The 20,793-nt window shown below is 66.5% G+C and carries 18 protein-coding genes and 1 tRNA gene; 11 read left to right on the top strand and 8 right to left on the bottom strand.

The window, feature by feature from the left end; translation table 11 throughout:
- Window positions 1–4 precede the first annotated feature (4 nt).
- Window positions 5–646 (top strand): TetR/AcrR family transcriptional regulator, encoded by a 642-nt coding sequence (locus tag ACQP2D_RS00215; protein ID WP_433681716.1) that lies wholly within the window; start codon window positions 5–7, stop codon window positions 644–646.
- Here ACQP2D_RS00215 and ACQP2D_RS00210 read toward each other — a convergent pair.
- Window positions 639–2,054, bottom strand: a complete 1,416-nt coding sequence (locus ACQP2D_RS00210) for a hypothetical protein (protein ID WP_433681715.1) — start codon at window positions 2,052–2,054, stop codon at window positions 639–641. The two genes, ACQP2D_RS00215 and ACQP2D_RS00210, sit on opposite strands and share 8 nt — an antisense overlap.
- Window positions 2,055–2,249: 195 nt before the next feature.
- Here ACQP2D_RS00210 and ACQP2D_RS00205 point away from each other — a divergent pair, with 195 nt between their 5' ends.
- Window positions 2,250–2,885 (top strand): class I SAM-dependent methyltransferase, encoded by a 636-nt coding sequence (locus tag ACQP2D_RS00205; protein ID WP_433681714.1) that lies wholly within the window; start codon window positions 2,250–2,252, stop codon window positions 2,883–2,885.
- A gap of 16 nt (window positions 2,886–2,901) precedes the next feature.
- Here ACQP2D_RS00205 and ACQP2D_RS00200 read toward each other — a convergent pair whose 3' ends face one another.
- Both ACQP2D_RS00200 and ACQP2D_RS00195 read right to left on the bottom strand, forming a co-directional pair.
- Window positions 2,902–3,669, bottom strand: coding sequence for an SDR family NAD(P)-dependent oxidoreductase (locus ACQP2D_RS00200; RefSeq protein WP_433681713.1), 768 nt, complete (start codon window positions 3,667–3,669; stop codon window positions 2,902–2,904).
- A 91-nt stretch (window positions 3,670–3,760) separates the two neighbouring features.
- The gene (locus ACQP2D_RS00195) at window positions 3,761–4,129 is read right to left on the bottom strand and encodes a MerR family transcriptional regulator (protein WP_433681712.1); all 369 of its coding nucleotides are present in this window, start codon (window positions 4,127–4,129) and stop codon (window positions 3,761–3,763) included.
- Between the two features lie 54 nt (window positions 4,130–4,183).
- On the opposite strand from ACQP2D_RS00195, the gene ACQP2D_RS00190 reads away from it, so the two are divergent.
- Window positions 4,184–5,137, top strand: coding sequence for a polysaccharide deacetylase family protein (locus ACQP2D_RS00190; RefSeq protein WP_433681711.1), 954 nt, complete (start codon window positions 4,184–4,186; stop codon window positions 5,135–5,137).
- Between the two features lie 97 nt (window positions 5,138–5,234).
- Here ACQP2D_RS00190 and ACQP2D_RS00185 read toward each other — a convergent pair whose 3' ends face one another.
- The 3 genes from ACQP2D_RS00185 to ACQP2D_RS00175 all read right to left on the bottom strand — a co-directional run bounded on the left by ACQP2D_RS00185 (window position 5,235) and on the right by ACQP2D_RS00175 (window position 8,656).
- Window positions 5,235–6,140, bottom strand: a complete 906-nt coding sequence (locus ACQP2D_RS00185) for a DMT family transporter (protein WP_433681710.1) — start codon at window positions 6,138–6,140, stop codon at window positions 5,235–5,237.
- Between the two features lie 234 nt (window positions 6,141–6,374).
- Window positions 6,375–7,682 carry a YhgE/Pip domain-containing protein gene (locus ACQP2D_RS00180; protein WP_433681709.1) on the bottom strand — a complete coding sequence of 436 codons (1,308 nt, stop codon included), beginning with the start codon at window positions 7,680–7,682 and terminating at the stop codon, window positions 6,375–6,377.
- A gap of 80 nt (window positions 7,683–7,762) precedes the next feature.
- Entirely contained in the window at window positions 7,763–8,656 is an 894-nt protein-coding gene (locus tag ACQP2D_RS00175; protein ID WP_433681708.1) for an RNA polymerase sigma-70 factor, read from the bottom strand.
- Window positions 8,657–8,817: 161 nt separating this feature from the next.
- On the opposite strand from ACQP2D_RS00175, the gene ACQP2D_RS00170 reads away from it, so the two are divergent.
- Window positions 8,818–9,303, top strand: coding sequence for a carboxymuconolactone decarboxylase family protein (locus ACQP2D_RS00170; protein ID WP_433681707.1), 486 nt, complete (start codon window positions 8,818–8,820; stop codon window positions 9,301–9,303).
- 76 nt (window positions 9,304–9,379) lie between these two features.
- On the opposite strand, the gene ACQP2D_RS00165 is transcribed toward ACQP2D_RS00170, so the two are convergent.
- On the bottom strand, window positions 9,380–10,105 hold the full coding sequence (locus ACQP2D_RS00165) for a DUF3592 domain-containing protein (RefSeq protein ID WP_433681706.1): 726 nt from the start codon (window positions 10,103–10,105) through the stop codon (window positions 9,380–9,382).
- Window positions 10,106–10,409: 304 nt separating this feature from the next.
- Window positions 10,410–10,492 (bottom strand) — tRNA-Leu (locus ACQP2D_RS00160).
- Between the two features lie 224 nt (window positions 10,493–10,716).
- On the opposite strand from ACQP2D_RS00160, the gene ACQP2D_RS00155 reads away from it, so the two are divergent.
- From ACQP2D_RS00155 to pknB, 7 genes are all read left to right on the top strand, one after another.
- Window positions 10,717–12,135, top strand: coding sequence for a DUF3662 and FHA domain-containing protein (locus tag ACQP2D_RS00155; protein WP_433681705.1), 1,419 nt, complete (start codon window positions 10,717–10,719; stop codon window positions 12,133–12,135).
- Between the two features lie 202 nt (window positions 12,136–12,337).
- Window positions 12,338–12,805, top strand: coding sequence for an FHA domain-containing protein FhaB/FipA (locus ACQP2D_RS00150; RefSeq protein ID WP_069165345.1), 468 nt, complete (start codon window positions 12,338–12,340; stop codon window positions 12,803–12,805).
- Complete coding sequence (locus ACQP2D_RS00145; protein ID WP_433681704.1) at window positions 12,802–14,286, top strand: PP2C family protein-serine/threonine phosphatase; 1,485 nt, start codon at window positions 12,802–12,804, stop codon at window positions 14,284–14,286. The genes ACQP2D_RS00150 and ACQP2D_RS00145 overlap by 4 nt, the downstream gene beginning before the upstream one ends.
- Window positions 14,286–15,761 (top strand): FtsW/RodA/SpoVE family cell cycle protein, encoded by a 1,476-nt coding sequence (locus ACQP2D_RS00140; protein WP_433681703.1) that lies wholly within the window; start codon window positions 14,286–14,288, stop codon window positions 15,759–15,761. The genes ACQP2D_RS00145 and ACQP2D_RS00140 overlap by 1 nt, the downstream gene beginning before the upstream one ends.
- The gene (locus ACQP2D_RS00135) at window positions 15,758–17,224 is read left to right on the top strand and encodes a peptidoglycan D,D-transpeptidase FtsI family protein (RefSeq protein ID WP_433681702.1); all 1,467 of its coding nucleotides are present in this window, start codon (window positions 15,758–15,760) and stop codon (window positions 17,222–17,224) included. The genes ACQP2D_RS00140 and ACQP2D_RS00135 overlap by 4 nt, the downstream gene beginning before the upstream one ends.
- A 37-nt stretch (window positions 17,225–17,261) precedes the next feature.
- Window positions 17,262–18,785 (top strand): protein kinase domain-containing protein, encoded by a 1,524-nt coding sequence (locus tag ACQP2D_RS00130; protein WP_433681701.1) that lies wholly within the window; start codon window positions 17,262–17,264, stop codon window positions 18,783–18,785.
- Window positions 18,782–20,689 (top strand): Stk1 family PASTA domain-containing Ser/Thr kinase, encoded by a 1,908-nt coding sequence (pknB, locus tag ACQP2D_RS00125; RefSeq protein WP_433681700.1) that lies wholly within the window; start codon window positions 18,782–18,784, stop codon window positions 20,687–20,689. Before ACQP2D_RS00130 ends, pknB begins: the two co-directional genes overlap by 4 nt.
- Window positions 20,690–20,793 lie beyond the last annotated feature (104 nt).

Genomic DNA, 20,793 nt, shown 5'->3' with positions numbered 1-20,793 from the left:
TGCGATGACAAATTCGGAAGCAGCGACGAAGCGCTCCGCCCGTACCGGCCCGTACCACCACGGCGACCTGCGCAATGCCCTCGTGCTCGCCGCCGCCGAACTCGCGGAAACCGGCGGACCCGAGGCGGTGACCGTGCGCGCCGCCGCCCGCCACGTCGGCGTCACCCCGACCGCGGCCTATCGGCACTTCACCAACCACGAGGAATTGCTCGACGCGGCGCAGCAACAGGCCCAGCGGACGCTGTTCGGCGCAATGGCCGAGACGATGGCCGGTCTCGGGCCGCAAGCGCATCCGATCACCCGACTGGGAGCGGTCGGTCGGGGCTACATCACCTTCGCATTGCGCGAGCCGGGCCTGTTTCGCACAGCCTTCTGCGGCGACCAGCAGAAACCGTCTCCGGCCTTCGAACTGCTCGCCGAAGTCCTCGACGAACTCGTCGCCGTCGGATTCCTCGATCCCGCCGACCGGCCGGACGCCGAATACGCCGCCTGGTCAGCGGTGCACGGCATGGCCTCGCTCATTATCGATGGCGTACTCGACGACCTCGACGACGCGGGCAAGGACCAGGCGATACAGCGCACCCTGGCGGTCATCGAGCGGGGTTTGGCCACCGGCCCGAAGGCCGGTGACCGGCGCGTCAGCTGATGCGCAGGATTCCGGTGACCGTGCCCTGCAGAATCTTGCGGTCGTGGGTGATCAACGGTGAGGTCTGCAACGGGTCGTCGACAATGGTTCCGGCCAGCGGCCGGTTCGACAGCACCGCGCCGGTATCCGGATTCACCACGGTGAACGCGTAGCCGTCGAGCGGGGTGGTGATGTCGAGTCCGACGCGCGTCACGGTGTAGAGCAAGCCGTCGGCGGTGGACAGATGCGGGACGGCCGCGCTGCGAACGGTGTTGTCCCACACCGTGGTGCAACCGCTGTCGTCGACATCGACCCTGGTCATACCCCCGACGAACGGTGCGGAGGCCGGAACGGCCGGACCAGCGCCCTCTGGGACGGCCGGGTACGGATAGCCGTAGGTGCTCGCGACGAAGACGGACCGCCCGATACCGACAGGCGAATTCTCGCTGCCCGCGCCGCCACGGGTGAGCACCGGTTGCGAGCACACCAATTGCCCGCTGCCGGAACGGAAGACCAACGCATGGACCTGTCCGTCGGCATTGTCGACGATGGTCAGATAGTCGGCGCCGGAGTTCGGCCCGAAGTAGGTCGGCGTGGAGCCGGTGCCCCAGCTGAGCTGTCCCGGTTTGCGCGCCGACCCGCGATCGTAGGCGGCCCGCCACAGTATCTCCGGCCGGCCGGCCGCATCCGCGTGCAGCTCGTAGAGCGCGTGCGTGGTGGCGACCGCGACCCGGCCGCTCGGTGCCGATGAAATGCTGTTGGCCACCGACTCACCCGCGGGCAGTGCGATGGTGGCCGCCGCACCGGCGGGCGTCACCAGCCCGACGACACTCTTGCCGGTGGCGAACCAGACATTGCCGGACCAGTCCGGCACCAATCCGGTCACGTTGTCGCCCGCTGGAATCACCGAGCCGAGATCGGTGGACGAGGCGATCGACAACCGCCACTTGCCCGCCGCGTCGCGCGCGTGGCCGACGCGGAGCAGGGTGCGGTTGCCGTCCACGATGACGAGGCGGTCGGCATTGTCGAGGTAGGCGTAGACGCCGCCGAGCAGGCTGCCCTTGGCGATCTCCAGCGAGGCCAGCGACGTGCCGATCGGACCGCCGAAGGACGGATCGAGCAGATGGATGGTCGGGGTCTGGCCGATGACCGGTGTGCACAGTGCGACAACCAGATTGTCCGAAGCCTGCAGCAGCGTCGGACACGCCGATGCCAATGGGTATCCGGCCACCGAAATCCCGCCCGTACCGGGCCCGGCCAGGGGCGTCGCATCCGAGGATCCGGCATCACCGTGCATGGTCGCGGTCCCGAGTGGGCCGAGATACGGATTGGGCGGCGCCAGCGGACCCCAGGATCCCGCCGCGTCGGCCGTGCCGGTCGGCGCGAGTGTCAGCACGGCGGCGGCGAGCAGTACCAAGGGTGAGCGCATCCGGTCAGCTTGCTCCCCCGCCTCCCCGCGCCTCTTGCCGATCTTCGAGAGCCCCGCTCGTACCGTCGCGGACCGGCGGTCGTGTGTGAGTCGAGTTCTGGACGTACCCAACGAGTTACCCATGTTCATAAGCGGTCCATTCGGTCTGTCTTGCCATATCCGATTCGCCGGTGACCGGTCGATACGATGACCGGCATGAGTATTCGGGACCGTGTCCTGTCCACGATCGCGGGTCAGCTCGGCAACCCGCATGGGACGCTCGGCAAGGGCTTCGCCTTCATTCTCAATCGCGGTAACCATCGCGCCATCGCGGGTGCGGTGGCGGCGGCCGGAGTCGCCCCCGGTGCGACAGTCGCCGATATCGGATTCGGCGGCGGCGCAGGTCTTTCCATGCTGCTCGAGCGCGTCGGCGCCACTGGCACGGTGCACGGTTTCGAGATCTCCCCCGACATGCTGGCCCGGGCGCGGACCAAGTTCGCGAGCGAAATCGATTCGGGCCGAATGCGACTCGCGGACGGACCGATGACCGCACTACCACTGGCCGACAATGCACTCGATGCCGCCATCACCGTCAACACCATCTACTTCGTGCCGGACCTGGATGCGGCCTGTCAGGAACTCGTGCGCGTCATCGGTCCCGGCGGCAGTCTCGTCGTCGGCGTCGGCGATCCGGACGCGATGGCGAAAATGCCGTTCACCGCATACGGTTTCACGCTGCGGCCGGTGGCCGAGGTGATCGCCGCACTGGAACGCGCCGGCTGCACCGTCGACCATCAGCAGCTGGCCGATCCGCCGATTCCGCATCACCTGCTCGTCGCCCGACCCGCCTGACCACCGCCCGGCCCGACTACATCAGGGCGCCGCCGTCGATGCGGATCTCGGTACCGGTCATGTACCGGCCGTCATCGGAGGCGACCATCGCGACCACACCCGCGATATCTTCCGGATTGCCCAGCGCACCGCCGTTGAGCCAGCCGGTCAACCGGGAGAACAGCTTCGGATCGAAGCCCTCCGGCTGATCGAGGATGGATTTGGTGGTGATCCCACTGGTGATGCCCGCGGGCACGATATTCACCGCACGCAGGCCCTGCTTGGCGTACTCCAGCGCGATGGCGTGGGTGAAGGCGTTTACCCCGCCCTTGGATGCCGCATAGGCCGCCAGATAGGGCGCGGCACTGAAGGCCGCGGTCGAGGACAGGTTCACCACAACGCCGTGTCCGGACTCCAACAGCGCGGGCAGCGCGCTCTGGGTCATCAGGAAGGTGCCGGTGAGGTTGACCGTGATCACCTGGTTCCACACCTCGAGCGGCATCTCGTCGGTGCGCGCCGGACGCAAGATGCCCGCCGCGTTGACCAGCACATCCAGACCGCCGAGGAATTCGACCGCCTGACCCGTCGCGGCACGCACCGATTCGATATCGGCGATATTCACCTCGACGGTCCGCAGCCGATCGGCCGCGTCACCCGCCTTCGCCGCGGTGGTCTCCAGCCCCGCCGCATCGATATCGGCGGCGACCAATGTCGCCCCCTCGTCGAGTAGCCGCAGGGCGATGCCCTGCCCGATGCCCGATCCCGCTCCGGTGACCAATACCCGGCGACCCTCATATCTACGCATGCCAAAAATTAGAACAGGTTCTCGTTAGGAGTCAACAGGTTCGCCGAGTCATCGGAACGGCGACTTCACGGTGACGCCGCGCGAGCCGCGATCAGGACCTGGCGTTTTCCCTGACCGTCTCGAGGTATTCGGCGATGGCGTCGCGGTTGCGGGACAGGCAGCGGATGCGGTCGGACATGCGATCACGCTCGCGTTCCAAGGTCGCCAGCATTTCCGGAGTCGCGTCCGGAAAGTAGATGGTGCGGGGCTTGTCCAGGCAGGGCAGGATCTGTTTGATGATGCGGGTCGGCAGGCCGGCGTCGAGCAGGCCGCGGATCTGCAGCACCCGGTCGACGAATCGGTCGTCATAGGTGCGATAGCCGTTGGCGCAGCGGTCGGCGACGATCAGGCCCTGTTCCTCGTAGTAGCGCAGCAGCCGCCGCGAGGTGCCGGTGCGCTCCGCCAGCTCTCCGATTCGCATGTTCCACCTCGCATTTGACCCTCACATGTATGTGAGGGTTCCAGCATAGGCGGCATGGACAACGCACTGTTCGACTACAGCCCGATCGTCGATCGCACACCCATCCGCTGGCCGGGCGCTGCCCGCGTCGCGTTCTACGTGGGGCTCAATATCGAGCACTACCAGGTCGACCGGCCCTCGACCAGCATCTTCCCCGGCACCGCGGCCCTCGCTCCGGATCCGCTGAACTACGGCTGGCGTGACTACGGTCCCCGGGTGGGCGTCTGGCGGGTGATGCAGGCGCTGGACAAATACGGTATCCGCGCCAGTGCACTGCTCAACTCCGATGTCACCCACCACAATCCGCAGATCATCGCGGCCGGGCGAGAACGGAACTGGACCTGGTTGGCGCACGGTAAGAACAACTCGATCTTCCAGGCCGATATGTCGATCGATGACGAGCGCGCCCATCTGACCGAGATCGTCGAAACCATCGAACGCGCGACCGGCCGCCGCCCCCGCGGCTGGATGGGCCCGGCACTCACCGAAACCTTCAACACGCCGGCACTGCTCGCCGAACTCGGTCTCGACTACGTGCTGGACTGGACCAATGACGACCAGCCGTATCGGCTCAATGTTCCCGGCGTGCTGAGCGTTCCGTACTCGGTCGAACTCAATGACAACAGCCTGTTCCTCGGAACCGGTTTGCGCGGCCCGGATTTCGTCCAGATCGTCAAGGACCAACTGGACCGGCTCTACGAAGAGTCCGCCGACAGTGGCCGCGTCATGGCCTTGGCCCTGCATCCCTTCGTCATCGGCCAGGCCTTCCGCATCAAATATCTGGAGCAGGCACTGGACTATGTGGCGAACCATCCCGGCATATGGCTCACCACCAGTGATGAGATCGCCGAACACTACGCAACCAGCTCGACGTCCTGCCCCATCACCGAATCCCGCTGCCGCTACACCGATGAAATAGAAATCGAAACGGCCTGCGCGGCATCGGCACCCGCATCTTCGTCCACCTGATGTTGCGCCCCCGGGTCACCGCCGCTGGCGGCAGCACGCGACCGTCCTCGCCAGCGGCGGTATCGAGTTCGGAGCGAAGGACTGCCAGCCGAAGCTTCTACACCGTCTCGCCGTTTCGCGGCTGAACACTGGTGTGCACCAGTGCCGCGGTCAGGAACGCCGCACCTGCCCACCCGGTCGGCGTCAGCCGTTCACCGAGTATCACCGCGGCCAATACCGTGCCGGTCAGCGGCTCGAGCAGGGCCAATACCGCGGCCGTGCCCGCACCGGCCTGGGACAGCCCACGCAAGTACAGGGTGTATGCCAACGCGGTGGGTAACCCGAGCGCGGCGATCAGGGCAATGCTGTGCGGAGTCGGAGCGAATGTGAATCCGGATATCGCCGCGGCCGGTATCAGCAGCACCGCACCGCCGGTGATGCCGAAACCCGTTGTGGTCATTACGTCGAGCCCGGGCACCGGTCGGGCGCTGATCACCGTGATCGTCGCGAAGGCACAGGCGGATACCAATGCCATTGCCGCACCGGCGAATATGCCGCCCGCATCCGCGCGGTCCGGCGGCGCGCCGACCAGCAGGATCAACCCGAACAGTGCGATCGCGATGGTCGCGGCACGCCGACGATCCAGGACGCGCCTGCCGGTCACCTGTTCCAGCAGTGCGACGACCACGGGTGACATCCCGATGGTGATCAAGGTCGCCAGACTCACCGACGATGCCGCGACGGCACCGAAGAAGCTCGCCTGGACGGTCGCGGCGAGCATCGCGATCACACCGATCCTTCGCCACGCCACGATATCTCGCGGCCAGGGCCGTCGGGTCACGGTGAGTACGGCGATCAGCAAGAGCCCGCCGACGGTGAGCCGACAGGTGGCGACGGCGACCGGCGAAAGGCCGGTCGCGCGATGGAGGAGGCTGCCGAGCAGTCCGCCGGTGCCCGCTAAGAGCCCGGCGCCGACAAGGCAGGCGAGCCCGGACCGACCGGCGGTAGGGACAGATGTGGACATGAAGAGTTCGCGCTCCTGCGACAGAAGGGATTGAGGTCGCGGAAGCGAGGTGCACAACCATGCCCGAGCGGCGCACTCACTTACGAGGCGGTACGCGCGGTCCTACACCCCGCTCAGGCAGCGGGCGGCGGGGTGATCGGTACGCATCGGTACATAGACCGAATATTAGGGACCGCGGAACGCGGCTGTCATCCGGTTTTCCGGGCGGCGGTGCGCACTCCGGACGGAGGCGAATCAGCGGGCCGCGGCGGGTGCGCGGTGTAGTTCCTTGCGGTCGTAGTAGCGGGTGACGATCGCGCCGAGCGACAGTCCGATGGCCAGTCCGAGCAGGGTCATCCAGCTCGCGCGGCTGAGTCCGGCGGCGCCGTCGGCATTGAAGTACAGGATGGCGCGGATGCCGAGGTACACCTGGTGCATCGGTTCGAAATCGGCGAGCCGGGCAACGGATTTCGGCAGCGCTTCGACCGGAATGGTGCCGCCGGAGGAGGGCAGGCCGAGCACGATGAACAGGATGAGGTTGATCAGCATGCCAGCGGTGCCGAGCGCGGACACGATGGATAGTGCGGTCACGCCGACGGCGATGATCGCGAAGGTGCTGTAGAGGAACAGAATCAGTGGCCGGTCGATGGGCATCCCCAGCCAATGCGCGATGCCCATGAAGATGGCCGCGACCACCGGCGCGGTGCCGGTAATGATGCCCCACTTCAGCAGAAGTGTGTGCAGCCGGGAGATCGGTGTCGGTGGATAGTGCACGTACCAGGGGCCGAATTCGGTGGGCGCGAAGCCGAGCGAGGAATCGACCATGCCATTGATCACCATGGCGCCGGTGAACCCGGCCAGCAGCACCATCATGGTGTAGAAGAAGGCGGTGAGCCCGCCGCCGGTGCCCGCGGGCAGCGGATGGAACGGCGTGACGACCACATCGATCGGTCTGGCCAACATCAACCGGCTCAGGCCGACCAACTCGGGTGCCTGCCCGCCCCCGGAGGATTGCAGTTGGGTCCGCACGGTCTCGGTCAGCTGTTTGCCGACCGTCTGATCGGCTCGAGCCAGGGCGCTCCCGGCGACGGTCTGCACGACCTGCGGTGAAAAGGACCCGGTCCGCGGATTGGTGTACACGGTGATGATCGGCTGGCTGACGTCTCCGGGGACCACGCTGGCGGTCGCGAAGATCCCCAGTCGCTTGGTGAAATCGCTCGGAATGACGATCGCCCCGTACACATTCCCCGAATTCAATTCGTGCTGGGCCTCGTTGATACCGAGTACCCGCAGGTCGATCTTGTCGCTGGGAATCTGCTGTACGAGTGCGTCGCTGATCTGCTTGCCCACATTGGTCGGCTGCCCGCCGAGCACATCGCCGGTGTCCTGATCGACCAGGGCGATCGGGAAGTCGTGCAGATGCTTCGACGGGTCGACCACATAGGCCAGGTACATGGTGGCCAGCAGGGCCATGAGCAGCGAAACCACCACGGCGGGCACGAGCCACACCCGCACATGCGAACGCCGACCGGTCGTGTGATCGCCCTCTTCCGGGTTCGTCATGACAGCACCGTAATTCCTGCGTCATGACCGATGGGGGTGATTGCTCGAGTGTGTCGGACCGCCTCGGCGGCGTCCGGACTTCAGCGGCGCAGTGCGGTCTCGCGCCACATATGCGACAACTTCTGGGGATTCCGCACGGCATAGAGCCCGGTGATGACGCCGTCGTCGATCCGCACGGCGATAACGGTGTCGATCTCGCCGTCCATCCGGACGATCAGCGCCGGGTAGCCATTGACCTGTGCCCGCTGCAGTGATGCGACGGCGGCGATGCGGCCGAGCACAGGGACCACGCTATCGGCCCCTACGACCGGCGATAGAGCGGCCTGTTTGACTCCGCCACCGTCACCCAGGAGAACGACATCGGGCGCGAGGATATCGAACAGGGTTTGCAGATCGCCGGTTTCGATCGCCCGTTGGAATGCCTCGAGGGCGTTTCGGGTTTGGGCCGGGGATACGGGTCCGCGTGGTCGTCGCGCGGCGACGTGGGTGCGTGCGCGGTGGGCGATCTGGCGGACCGCGGCGGGGGTTTTGTCGACGGCTTCGGCGATGTCGTCGTAGGCGATGTCGAAGACTTCACGGAGTACGAATACCGCGCGCTCGGTGGGGGTGAGCGTTTCCAGTACGAGCAGCATCGCCATGGAGACGCTGTCGGCCAGTTCGATGTCCTCGGCGACATCGGGGGCGGTGAGCAGTGGTTCGGGCAACCACGGGCCGATATAGGACTCTCTGCGGCGACCGAGTGTGCGCAGCCGGGTGAGTGCTTGGCGGGTGGTGATCCGGACCAGGTAGGCGCGTTGGTCTCGCACCGTGGTGAGGTCGACGTTCACCCAGCGCAGCCAAGTCTCCTGCAGGACGTCCTCGGCGTCGGCGGCCGAGCCGAGCATCTCGTAGGCGACGGTGAAGAGCAGGTTGCGGTGGGCGAGGAAGGCCTCGGTGGCGGGGTCCGGGCGGTCATCGCGCGGCGTATCGGCCATGGGGGTCCTCTTCACTCTCGACTGTGTCCCCACCAGACACCGGTCGCCATCGTTCTGTGACGCCGAGATGTTGTGCCGCACGTCACATTTGGCCGCGTCACAGGGATCGGGTCGTCGGCATCTTGTGTGCGTTCAGTCATCCGAAGAAGGAAGCCTCTATCATGCAACCCCGTATCAATCTGTCCGCAAACGAGATCGGCGCCAAGTTCGCCAAGCGGTTCGGCAATGCCAGCCTGGTCATCCTCCAGTCGACACTGCCCAAGGTCACCCAGGATTTGATGATGTTGCGCGTCAGTCAGATCAACGGCTGCGGTTGGTGCACCGACGTGCACAGCAAGGACCTCGCACACGCCGGGGAATCCACGGTGCGCGTCAACCTGGTCGCGGCCTGGCGCGAGTCCACCGTGTTCACCGAGGCCGAGCGGGCGGCACTCGCGCTGGCCGAGGAGGGCACCCGCCTCGCCGACGCCCATCGCGGTGTCTCCGACGAGACCTGGGCCGAAGTGCGCAAGCACTACGACGACGATCAGATCGCCGCAATGGTCGCGCTGGTCGCCCAGATCAATGCGGCCAACCGACTCGGCGTGATCGTGCGCCAGCAGGGCGGCTCCTACGAGCCCGGAATGTTCGCCGGCACCGCGGACTGATCGTCGGGCAAATCCCGGCCCGGCCCAGGATCCCTCGATCCGGGCCGGGCTCGCGCATACCGCGTCGAGGTGACCGCTATCGACCGGTCAGAGCTCCGCTAGCTGCGGTTTTGTGCTCGAAATCGATGCGGTTGCGGGTCGGATCCGCCGGGTCGTAGAGCACGCGGACGCGCCCGCGCGAGCGCACGAGTTCACTCGGATCCGCGCGCAACATATCGCTGTCCGCGTGAATGGTGCGCCGCGATATCGGGTCGACCCAGGTTGCCCGCAGAACGAACACCAATGGCCGCTGGCTGTCATGGTGGGTCACTCGCACCCGGGTGTCTTCGGCCGGAACCCAGATTTCCCGACCGCACTGATCGAGCCATTCCCGCAGTTTCATCTTTCGTCGCCCGCAGACGTACCCGACGGTGCCAGCGGCGATGACCAGGACGCCGAATCCACCCGCGAACAGCGGTCCGCCGTAGGTCGAATGCAGATCCGCCACCTCCGCGTGGGCGGGATCCTTCGGGTTGTAGGCGACGGGCACCCGCTCACCGGTCGAGTAGGTGTGCAGCACGCTATATGCCGAGGTACTGGTCGTATACCGCGTTCCGTCGACGACGAAATCGACCATCCGGCCATCGCCCGAACTCGCGAACAAGACGGTTCCATCGGTACGTGCGGTGCCCTCGAGCGCCCGCATGCTCAGCACACCCCACACCACCGCCGCCAACGCGATGGCGATCCCGATCGCGCCGGCAATGAGCGCACCCCGCGTCGCATGAAACGTCATGGGGCTGGTGGTTCCAAGATCCGTCATATCCTCGAGTCCGATCGCCGTCGTTCACCTAGACGGTTATCGACTCAGACCCGCCCGGCGTAGCACCGCGGCGAATCTGCCGCCCGATCGCGCCCTATCCGCGCCGTGCTCATCAGACGACCAATAGCGCCAAAGCCACTGACGGAGAAGAGGAACCACTTGTATAAGGCGACGGTAAAGCCATCCCCCAGGGGACCATAACGGTCAACACCAACGCACGCCTACACACGTCGACAAATCCCGTCGACGAAAAAAGCCGCAGGCCAGAGGATAACTCTCTGACCTGCGGCCCCTACCATCTCTGTGGGCGAAGGGGGACTTGAACCCCCACGTCCCGAAGGACACTGGCACCTGAAGCCAGCGCGTCTGCCATTCCGCCACTCGCCCGAGCGACTGGGAGACAGTATCACGGGGGTCGGTGAGACACGAAATCGCCTGCTGACGGCCCTGCGGCGCTGGCTGGACAGCCGCGGGAACCCGCCGGGCTTTCCAGGAGTTACAGGTGTGGACGATCGTGGATATCATGCAATGAACGTGGTCGATACGCGACACGCCACATACGTGTGTCGTTGTTATGAATCAGTAGAGACGCTCACCGAAGGGAGGCCGAGATGGGCATCGTTTCGCGATTCGAGCGTCGCCTGCAAGGCGCCGTCGGTGACGTGTTCGCCAGGGCTTTCGGGGGCAGTGTCGTACCCCAGGAGGTGGAGGCGGCACTCAAGCAGGAAGCCGCCGACAACATCCAGGATCTGGGCGGCGGACATCTGTTGGCGCCCAACAGCTATGTGATCACCATAAACAGCTCTGATCACCAGCAACTCGAGGCCGACCACGACCTCACTACCCGCGCATTCGCCAAACACCTACAGGACTACATCCGCGAACAAGGCTGGCAGACCTACGGCGAAGTACACGTGGCATTCGAGGCATCACCTACGCTGCACACCGGACAGTTCAGGGCGAGCGGTCGGGTCGATCCCGACATCGGCCGCAGAGCCACCCCGGCTCGCAGCCCCGAACCCCCGCCACAACGACCTGCAAACCCGCAACCAGGAGCTGGCCCCATGACGCAGAACTCAGGCTACGACCCAAGCCGTGAGCCCGCGGAGTCCGATCCACGCAACCGCGGGTACGCACCGCCGCCCACGGGGCGGCCCGGGCCGCCGAACGGTGCGTACCGCGACGACTACGGCCGGGGCGGCGCGCCCTATGGCGGTGGCTCCGACTACCAGGCACCGGACTCGCAGCAGGGTTACGGCGACTACCAGAACGGCTACGACTACCAGCAGGGTGGCCAGGGCTACGGTCAGCAGGGCTACCAGGAACCGGGCTACGGCGGCGGCCAGCAGGGCTACGGCGAGCGCGGCGGCTACGGCCAGCAGCAGGGTGGCTACGCCGATCAGGACTACGGGCAGCAGGGCTACCAGGAGCCGGGCTACGGCCAGCAGGGCTATGGCGAACAAGGCTACGGACAGCAGGGCTACGGACAGTCCGGCTACGGCGAGCAGGGCTACGCCGACCAGGGTGGTTACGGTCAGCAGCCGGGCTACGGACAGCAGGGCTACGCGCAGTCCGGCTACGGCGACCAGGGCTATGCGGAACCGGGTTACAGCGAGCCGGGCTACGGCGCGCAGGACGAGCAGGGCGGCTACGGCCAGGCCTATTCGCAACAGCCCGGCTACGGCGGGCAGGGCGGCGGCTATGCGGCCCCCGCGTATGGCGGTGGCGCACAAGCCGGTTCGGGCTACTCCGCGACGCTGCAGCTCGACGACGGCAGCGGCCGCACCTACCAGCTCCGCGAGGGCAGCAACATCATCGGCCGCGGTCAGGACGCGCACTTCCGACTGCCGGATACCGGAGTGTCGCGCCGTCACATCGAGGTTCGCTGGGACGGACAGACCGCGATGCTCTCGGATCTCGGTTCGACCAACGGCACCCTCGTCAACGGCTCACCCGTTCAGGACTGGCAGCTCGCCGACGGTGACGTGATCCGCGCCGGGCATTCCGAGATCCTGATCCGTATCGTCTGATCCCGTAAGCTCGCGGTGCAGGTCACGACATGGCGTACAGGGATTCTGCGGCCGTATCGTGATCGAACTCGACCCACGGCCCTATGATGCTGCCAACACACGCGCGTCGCCAGGACCGGGGCTCGCGAAACCAGCAAGCCGGTGGGGGCGAACTCGCACCTACGGGCACCGACGTACACGGTCGAACAGGAGGTGGAGCGCCGTGCAGGGACTGATCCTGCAACTGACCCGTGCGGGGTTCCTGCTGCTGTTGTGGTTATTCGTGTGGGCGGTGTTGCGCACCCTGCGCAGCGACATCTACGCGGCATCCGGCATCCGGATCCAGCCCAGGGCCGCTCGCGGTTCCGCGGTGCTGCCGTCTTTCAGCCGAGGCCAGAAGGGCGCCAAATTTCTTGTGGTGACTCAAGGTTCACTCGCCGGCACTCGCATAACGCTCGGCACCCAACCGGTGCTGATCGGACGTGCGGACGACTCAACGCTGGTACTCACCGATGATTACGCCTCTACCAGGCATGCGCGGCTCTCACCGCGCGGTGACGACTGGTACGTCGAAGACCTCGGCTCGACGAACGGCACTTACCTCGACCGTGCGAAAGTCACCACCGCAGTCCGAGTTCCACTCGGCACCCCCGTCCGTGTCGGCAAAACAGTGATCGAGCTGCGATCGTGACACTTGTTCTCCGCTACGCAGCGCGCAGCGACCGCGGTCTTGTCCGAGGCAACAACGAGGACTCCGTCTATGCGGGCGCACGGCTGCTCGCACTAGCCGACGGTATGGGCGGCCACGCCGCTGGCGAGGTGGCATCGCAGTTGATGATCGCCGCCCTGGCCCATCTCGATGACGACGAGCCGGGTGACGATCTGCTCGGCAAGCTCAATACCGCCGTCCACGAGGGCAATGCCGCCATTGCCGATCACGTCGAGGAAGAGCCCGAACTCGACGGCATGGGCACCACGCTCACCGCAATCCTGTTCGCGGGCAAGAAGCTCGGCCTGGTCCACATCGGTGACTCCCGCGCCTATCTGCTGCGCGGCGGCGAGCTGGCCCAGATCACCCGCGACGACACCTTCGTCCAGTCACTGGTCGACGAGGGCCGGATCACCCCCGAGCAGGCGCATACCCACCCGCAGCGTTCGCTGATCATGCGCGCACTCACCGGTAACGAGATCGAGCCGACGCTGATCATGCGCGAGGCCCGCGCGGGCGATCGCTATCTGCTGTGCTCCGACGGACTCTCCGATGTGGTCAGCGACGAGACCATCGCCAACACCATGCGCGAGGGCGGCACCGACGAATGCGCCGACCGGCTCATCGAGCTCGCGCTACGCAGCGGTGGCCCGGACAACGTCACCGTGGTCGTCGCCGATGTCATCGATCTGGACTACGGGCAGAGCCATCCGATCGTCGCGGGTGCGGCCTCCGGTCAGGACGAGGACACCCCGCCTCCGAATACCGCCGCCGGTCGCGCCGCCGCGATGCGCCCGCCGCGGGCGGAGCCGCGCCGCGCCGCCGCCACGCCCGAGACGCCCCCGCCGGGTAAATCCCATAGGCTGCGCTGGATCCTGCTCGCGGTCGCCCTGGTGGTGGCCGCGGCTGTCGGATTACTGGTCGGCTACAAGATGATTCGCAGCAACTACTACGTCGGTGCGGACAACGGCCAGGTCGTCATCCTGCGCGGACTCCCGGGTTCGGTGCTCGGCTATTCGATCCACGAGGTCGAATCCGTCGGCTGTGTCGACGCCACCGGCGCTCTCACGCTGAAGCAGCCCGATGAGGGTCTGCCGGCGAAGTGCAAGGCGCTCAAGGTGTCCGATCTCAAGCAGACCGGGCGCGATCAGGTGGACAAGGGTCTGCCGCCGGGTTCGCTGGACGACGCACGCAAGCAGATGCAGACGCTGGCGCAGAAGGAACTGCTGCCCGTCTGCCCGCCCAAGGAGGCGGTGCCGCAGCCCGGCGTCGTTCCATCCGCCGAACCGCCGGCAGCGCCCGGTGCGCCCGCGCCCACGACTGTCGCTCCGACCAGCGAGAACCATCAGCCGCCTGCACCGCAGCAGCCGGGTGAGACCAAGATCCCCGACGTCAAGACCCCGACGGCGACGGCGTCGTCGAACCCCCAGACGGCGGGGGAGCCTTGCCGGGTGACGGACTGATGTCCGCTCCGGCACCGCCGTCCGCTGGGGCCTTTCCCAGTCCCCCTGGCGGATTCGCGCCCGCGCCGCCGCCGTCGACCAGACGCAACGCCGAACTCTTATTGCTCGCCGGTGCGACAGTGATCGTCACCGTCTCACTGTTCCTGGTGGAGGCGAGCCAGGAACAGTCGGTCACCTTGGACATAGCCAAGTACGGACTCGCCTATCTCGGCCTGTTCGCGGTGGCGCATCTGGCGGTGCGGCGCTTCGCTCCATTCGCCGATCCACTCCTACTTCCGATCGCGGCGCTCCTCAACGGACTCGGCCTGGTATTGATCCATCGGCTCGATCTCGCCGATGCGCAGACCGCCGTGTACAACTCGTGGCCGATCCCCTCCCCCGATGCCAATCAACAGATCCTGTGGACCGGCCTGGGGATGATCATCTTCATCGCGATCCTGGTCGTGCTGCGCGATTACCGCACGCTGGCGCGCTACAGCTACACCCTAGGCCTCATCGGCCTTGTCGCGCTGGCGATTCCGGCATTGCTGCCGGGCGCGTATTCGGAGACCAACGGCTCCAAGATCTGGATCCGGCTGCCCGGATTGAGTGTGCAGCCGGGTGAATTCGCGAAGATCCTGCTGATCATCTTCTTCGCCTCGGTACTGGTTGCCAAGCGCGATCTGTTCACCGCGGCCGGGCGGCACTTCCTCGGCATGGAGTTCCCGCGCGCCCGCGACCTCGGGCCGATCCTGGTGGTCTGGATCGTCTGCATCGGCGTGCTTGTCTTCGAAAAAGACCTCGGCACTTCGCTGTTGATCTTCAGCACGGTGCTGGTGATGCTCTACATCGCGACCGAACGGGTCGGCTGGCTCGTCATCGGCGGCGCGCTGCTGACCATCGGATTCTTCTTCGCCTACCAGGCCTTCAGCCATGTGCGGGTGCGCACGCAGACCTGGCTGCACCCGTTCGCCGATTACAACAACACCGGCTACCAGATCTCGCAGTCGCTGTTCGGACTGGCCACCGGCGGCCTTGCGGGCACCGGCTTGGGTAGCGGGCGGCCCTCGCAGGTGCCGTTCGCCAAGACCGACTTCATCATCACCACCATCGGCGAGGAACTCGGCCTGTTCGGACTCGCCGCGGTGCTGCTGCTGTTCCTGGTGTTCGTGGTGCGCGGACTGCGGACCGCGCTGGCCGTGCGCGACAGTTTCGGCAAACTGCTGGCGGCGGGGCTGGCCTTCACCATCGCGATCCAGTTGTTCGTGGTGGTCGGCGGCGTCACCAAACTGATTCCGCTGACCGGCCTCACCACCCCGTTCATGTCCTACGGCGGTTCGTCGCTGCTGGCCAACTACGCACTGCTGGCCCTGCTGATCAAGGTGTCCGACGCGGCCCGCGCCCCGGCGCCGGTGCGCAAGAAGGATCCGGTGGCCCCGATCGCGGAGGCGTCGACCGAACTCCTGCGCAAACCGGAAGCGAGGCCGCAGGAATGAACACACCGCTACGACGGGTCGCGGTCGCGGTGATGCTCATGATCGTCGCGCTCCTGATCAACGCCACCTACGTGCAGGTGATCAAGGCCGACGACTACCGCACCGATCCACGCAACTCCCGCGTGCTACTCGACGAGTACGCGCGCCAGCGCGGGCAGATCTCCGCGGGCGGCACCGTATTGGCCAGTTCGGTCGCCACCGAGGACCGCTACAAGTACCTGCGCACCTATCCGACAGATCCGGAGGCGTACGCGCCGGTCACCGGCTTCTACTCGATGCAGTACGGCAGCACCGGTTTGGAGCGCGCCGAGGATACGGTGCTCAACGGCTCGGACAACGCACTGTTCGGGCGCCGCCTGATCGATATGATCTCCGGTCGGGATCCGCGCGGCGGCAATGTGCTCACCACGCTGGATCCGATGATGCAGCAGGTCGCCTACGAGCAGTTGACCGCCAAGGGCTTCACCGGTTCCGTGGTGGCGATCGAGCCGAGCACCGGCAAGATTCTCACCATGGTCTCCACCCCCAGCTACGATCCCAACCTGCTGTCCGGCCACGACGGCGCCCAAGGCACCAAGTCTTGGGAAGAGCTGAGTGCGGACCAGCGCCAACCCATGTTGAATCGTGCTGTGTCGCAGACCTATCCGCCGGGTTCCACCTTCAAGGTGGTCGTCACCGCCGCCGCGTTGGCCAACGGCACCGCCACCCCGGATGACCAATTCACCGCCGCACCCAACATCACCCTGCCCGGCACCAGCACGACGCTGGAGAATTACAACGGCGCCACCTGCGGTAACGGCCCGACCGCGACGCTCACCGAGGCCTTCCGCAGATCCTGCAATACCGCTTTCGTCGAACTCGGCCTCAAGGTCGGCGCCTCGAATCTGAAGGATGAGGCCGCCGCATTCGGCATCGGCGCGCACCGCGGCATCCCGATTCCGGTGGCCGAGAGCACCGTCGGCCCGATTCCGGACAACGCCGCACTGGCCCAGAGCAGCATCGGCCAGCGCGACGTCGCGCTCACCCCACTGGACAACGCGGTCATCGCCGCGACCGTCGCGAACGGCGGCGTCCGCATGGAGCCGTACCTGGTCGACCAGCTGCAGGGGCCCGATCTGAGCGAGCTCTCGAAAAATAAACCCGTCTCAGTCGGACAAGCCGTCAGCGCCCAGGTAGCGTCGACGCTGACCAACCTGATGATCGCGTCGGAGGACAACACCGTCGGACACGGCCAAACCCGGTACCAAATTGCCTCGAAGACCGGAACCGCCGAGCACGGCAGCAATCCGCGCAATACGCCACCACATGCCTGGTACATCGCCTTCGCCCCCGCACAGAACCCCAAGATCGCCATCGCGGTGATCGTGGAGAACGGCGGCGATCGGGCGCTGGCCGCTACCGGTGGCTCGGTGGCCGCGCCGATCGCCCGCGCGGTGCTCGATGCCGGTTTGCGAGGGCGCTGAGAGATATGAACGTGCGAGTGGATGTACGGGGGCCGGGATGCTGAACAACGGCGCGATGATCGCCGACCGATATCGCCTGCAACGCCTGATCGCCACGGGCGGTATGGGCCAGGTCTGGGAGGCGCTCGACACCCGGCTTGACCGCCGGGTGGCGGTGAAGGTGCTCAAGTCGGAGTTCTCGGCCGACCCCACGTTCCGGCACCGGTTCCGCAGCGAGGCCAAGACCACGGCCCAGCTGAATCACCCCGGCATCGCCGGTATCTACGACTATGGTGAGACCCTCGATCCGAGCGGTGGCGAAACTGCCTACCTGGTCATGGAACTGGTGCAGGGCGAACCGCTCAATACGGTGCTGAACCGGCTCGGCCGACTCTCGGTGGCCCAGGGGCTGGACATGCTGGAGCAGACCGGCCGCGCGCTCGAGGTCGCACACGCCGCGGGCGTCGTGCACCGTGACGTGAAGCCGGGCAATATCCTGGTCACCCCGCACGGTCAGGTGAAGATCACCGACTTCGGCATCGCGAAGGCCGTCGACGCATCCCCGGTGACCAAGACCGGCATGGTGATGGGCACCGCCCAGTACATCGCGCCGGAGCAGGCGGTCGGCGAGGACGCGACCTCGGCCAGCGATGTTTACGCACTCGGTGTAGTCGGCTATGAGGCGCTGGCCGGACAACGGCCGTTCACCGGCGATGGTGCGATCACCGTCGCGATGAAACATGTGCGCGAGGCCCCGCCGCCGATGCCGTCCGATCTGCCGCCCAATGTGCGCGAGCTCATCGAGATCACCATGGGCAAGGATCCGGCCCTGCGCTATGCCAGCGGCGGCGAATTCGCCGACGCGGTCGCCGCCGTGCGTGCCGGACGCCGCCCACCACCGCCGGTCGCCACCGGCGCACCGATGGCGACCGGTGCGACCCGGGTGCTGCCGCCCGGTCCGACGGTGATCCTGCCGTCGCAGGACCATGAGGGTCCGACGGTCCGGTACAACACCCCGGCCACCCCGATGGGTGTGGCGGGCGCAGGTTCGACCAGACAAACGCCCGCCGGCGCCCCCAGGACCGTGATGGGTTCCGGTGCCACACGTGCCAACCCGGTGCCAGGTCCGGAGACTTCGAGGTTCACCACCGGCCAGAAGGTCGGCGCGGGCGTCGCCGTCGGCGCGGTGCTGCTCGTCGGTCTCGTGCTCTGGCTGCTCTTCGGCGGCGATACCAATCCGGATACCGTGCGCCCGACCACCACCACGAAGGTTGTGCCGCCGCCGGTCGTCGCGCCAACGACAACGACAACAACCGAGCCGCCGACGACCATCGTCACTACGACAAGACCGGCCCCGCCACCGCCGACGACAACAGAAGCGCCGCCGACGACAACACAGCCGCCGACGACGATACCGAGCACCACGGCGCCGACTACGACGAAGTCGTCGAGAACAACGAGTCCGTCCACCACCACCAGAGGCTCGTGGTTCCCTACGCTCGACTTACCATTTCCGGATAGTCCCGGTGCCCGAGGACCCTCGGCCACCCCCGGCGCTGCTACTCCGCAAGGACAACCATGACGACCCCGAAGAATCTCTCCTCCCGCTACGAGCTGGGTGAGATCATCGGGTTCGGCGGCATGTCCGAAGTCCACAAGGCGCGTGATCTGCGGCTCAGCCGGGACGTGGCGATCAAGGTGCTGCGCGCCGACCTCGCCCGCGATCCAACGTTCTATCTGCGCTTCAAGCGCGAGGCGCAGAACGCCGCCGCCCTGAACCATCCGGCCATCGTCGCGGTCTACGACACCGGTGAGGCGGAGGTGGACGGCGGCCCGCTGCCGTACATCGTGATGGAGTACGTCGACGGTGAGACGCTGCGCGACATCGTGCGCGGTAAGGGGCCGATACCACCGCGCCGGGCCATGGAGGTCGTCGCCGACGTCTGCGCCGCACTGGATTTCAGCCATAAGGCCGGGATCGTGCACCGCGATATGAAGCCGGCCAACATCATGATCAACCGGGCCGGTGCGGTGAAGGTGATGGACTTCGGCATCGCGCGGGCGATCGCCGACAGCTCCAATCCGATGACCCAGACCGCGGCCGTGATCGGTACCGCGCAATATCTTTCGCCCGAGCAGGCGCGCGGTGAGACCGTCGACGCCCGCTCGGATGTCTACTCCGTCGGCTGTGTGCTGTTCGAAATCCTGACCGGCGAACCGCCTTTCACCGGTGACTCCCCGATCGCCGTGGCCTACCAGCACGTCCGGGAGGACCCGCGGCTGCCCTCGCATGTCCATAACGGGGTGCCGCGCGAGCTTGACTCCGTCGTGCTCAAGGCGATGAGCAAGAATCCGGCCAATCGGTACCAGTCGGCGGCCGAGATGCGTGCCGATCTGATCCGGGTGCTCGGCGGACAGAAGCCGAGCGCGCCGATGGTGATGACCGACGAGGACCGCACCACCATCCTCGGCTCGAACGAACCGCCGCCGCGCAACTTCCGGACCGTCGAACGCAATGACGACACCGCCGAGCAGGAACGCGCCGAGCCGGCGAATCCGCGCCGCAATCTCTACATCGCACTCGGTGCCGCGGCCGCGGTCATCGTGGCATTCGCCCTGTTCTGGGTATTGATCGGGCCGGGTGCGCGCCCGGATCAGGTTGCCGTGCCCGACCTTTCGAACAGGACGGCGCAGCAGGCCCAGGATGCGCTGCAGAAGGCCGGCTTCACGGTGGCCATCCAGCAGAAGCCGGATGGCAAGGTGGCCACCGGCAATGTCATCTCGACCCAGCCGCTCGGCGGTTCCCGGGTCGATAAGGGCAGCACCATCACCGTGCAGGTCTCCAGCGGACCGGCGCAGGTCCCGGTGCCTCGACTGGACGGCATGACCCAGCAGCAGGCCGAGCAGCAGCTCAACGCCAGCGGCCTGCGAATGGATCCGACCGTGCAGCGCAAACCGTCGAGTGCGCAGGAAACCGACAAGGTGATCGGCACCGAGCCGGCGGCGGGCAACCGGGTCGATGTCGACCGGGCCGTGGTTGTGATCCTCGGCTCCGGACCGGAACAGATCCGGGTGCCGAATGTGGTCGGGCAGGACATCAGCGTCGCGCAGCCGAATCTGGTGGACAGCGCCGGATTCAAGATCACCGTCCAGGAGGTGCCCTCCTCGAAGCCCAAGGGCGAGGTGATCGCTACGAATCCGGCTGGCGGCACCACCGCCGACAAGGGATCGACGGTGACCGTGCAGGTCTCCACCGGTGACCAGATCACCATGCCGTCACTGATCGGGCTGACCACTGCGCAGGCCGTGGACAAACTGCGTCAGGCCGGGTGGACCGGCTCGACGGCACAGATCAGCCAGTCGGCTCAGGGCACCTTCGATACCAGTAGCGTCGGGCGGGTCGTCAGCCAGCAGCCCGCGGCGGGGTCGTCGATCGCGAAGACCGGAACGGTATCGGTCACCGTCTACGTCCTCGGTCCGCCGTAATACCGGCACCCAGGTCAAGCCCCTAAATACGCGGAGAGACGGACCGCACGGTCTGATCGGCGCGAGAATGGGGCTGCTCATCCCAACCCACCGTGGAACAGGAG

Origin of the sequence: Nocardia sp. CA-119907 (assembly GCF_050955995.1) — a bacterium.
Taxonomy (GTDB): Bacteria; Actinomycetota; Actinomycetes; order Mycobacteriales; family Mycobacteriaceae; genus Nocardia.
Note: the sequence above shows the minus strand (reverse complement) of the source record. Positions and strands in the feature narration are given on the sequence as shown.

Bases quoted from the DNA above. Each gene is read 5' to 3' on its own strand.
- ACQP2D_RS00215 (WP_433681716.1), top strand. From the start codon at position 5: ATGACAAATTCGGAAGCAGCGACGAAGCGCTCCGCCCGTACCGGCCCG.
- ACQP2D_RS00210 (WP_433681715.1), bottom strand. From the start codon at position 2,054: ATGCGCTCACCCTTGGTACTGCTCGCCGCCGCCGTGCTGACACTCGCG.
- ACQP2D_RS00205 (WP_433681714.1), top strand. From the start codon at position 2,250: ATGAGTATTCGGGACCGTGTCCTGTCCACGATCGCGGGTCAGCTCGGC.
- ACQP2D_RS00200 (WP_433681713.1), bottom strand. From the start codon at position 3,669: ATGCGTAGATATGAGGGTCGCCGGGTATTGGTCACCGGAGCGGGATCG.
- ACQP2D_RS00195 (WP_433681712.1), bottom strand. From the start codon at position 4,129: ATGCGAATCGGAGAGCTGGCGGAGCGCACCGGCACCTCGCGGCGGCTG.
- ACQP2D_RS00190 (WP_433681711.1), top strand. From the start codon at position 4,184: ATGGACAACGCACTGTTCGACTACAGCCCGATCGTCGATCGCACACCC.
- ACQP2D_RS00185 (WP_433681710.1), bottom strand. From the start codon at position 6,140: ATGTCCACATCTGTCCCTACCGCCGGTCGGTCCGGGCTCGCCTGCCTT.
- ACQP2D_RS00180 (WP_433681709.1), bottom strand. From the start codon at position 7,682: ATGACGAACCCGGAAGAGGGCGATCACACGACCGGTCGGCGTTCGCAT.
- ACQP2D_RS00175 (WP_433681708.1), bottom strand. From the start codon at position 8,656: ATGGCCGATACGCCGCGCGATGACCGCCCGGACCCCGCCACCGAGGCC.
- ACQP2D_RS00170 (WP_433681707.1), top strand. From the start codon at position 8,818: ATGCAACCCCGTATCAATCTGTCCGCAAACGAGATCGGCGCCAAGTTC.
- ACQP2D_RS00165 (WP_433681706.1), bottom strand. From the start codon at position 10,105: ATGACGGATCTTGGAACCACCAGCCCCATGACGTTTCATGCGACGCGG.
- ACQP2D_RS00155 (WP_433681705.1), top strand. From the start codon at position 10,717: ATGGGCATCGTTTCGCGATTCGAGCGTCGCCTGCAAGGCGCCGTCGGT.
- ACQP2D_RS00140 (WP_433681703.1), top strand. From the start codon at position 14,286: ATGTCCGCTCCGGCACCGCCGTCCGCTGGGGCCTTTCCCAGTCCCCCT.
- ACQP2D_RS00135 (WP_433681702.1), top strand. From the start codon at position 15,758: ATGAACACACCGCTACGACGGGTCGCGGTCGCGGTGATGCTCATGATC.
- ACQP2D_RS00130 (WP_433681701.1), top strand. From the start codon at position 17,262: ATGCTGAACAACGGCGCGATGATCGCCGACCGATATCGCCTGCAACGC.
- pknB (WP_433681700.1), top strand. From the start codon at position 18,782: ATGACGACCCCGAAGAATCTCTCCTCCCGCTACGAGCTGGGTGAGATC.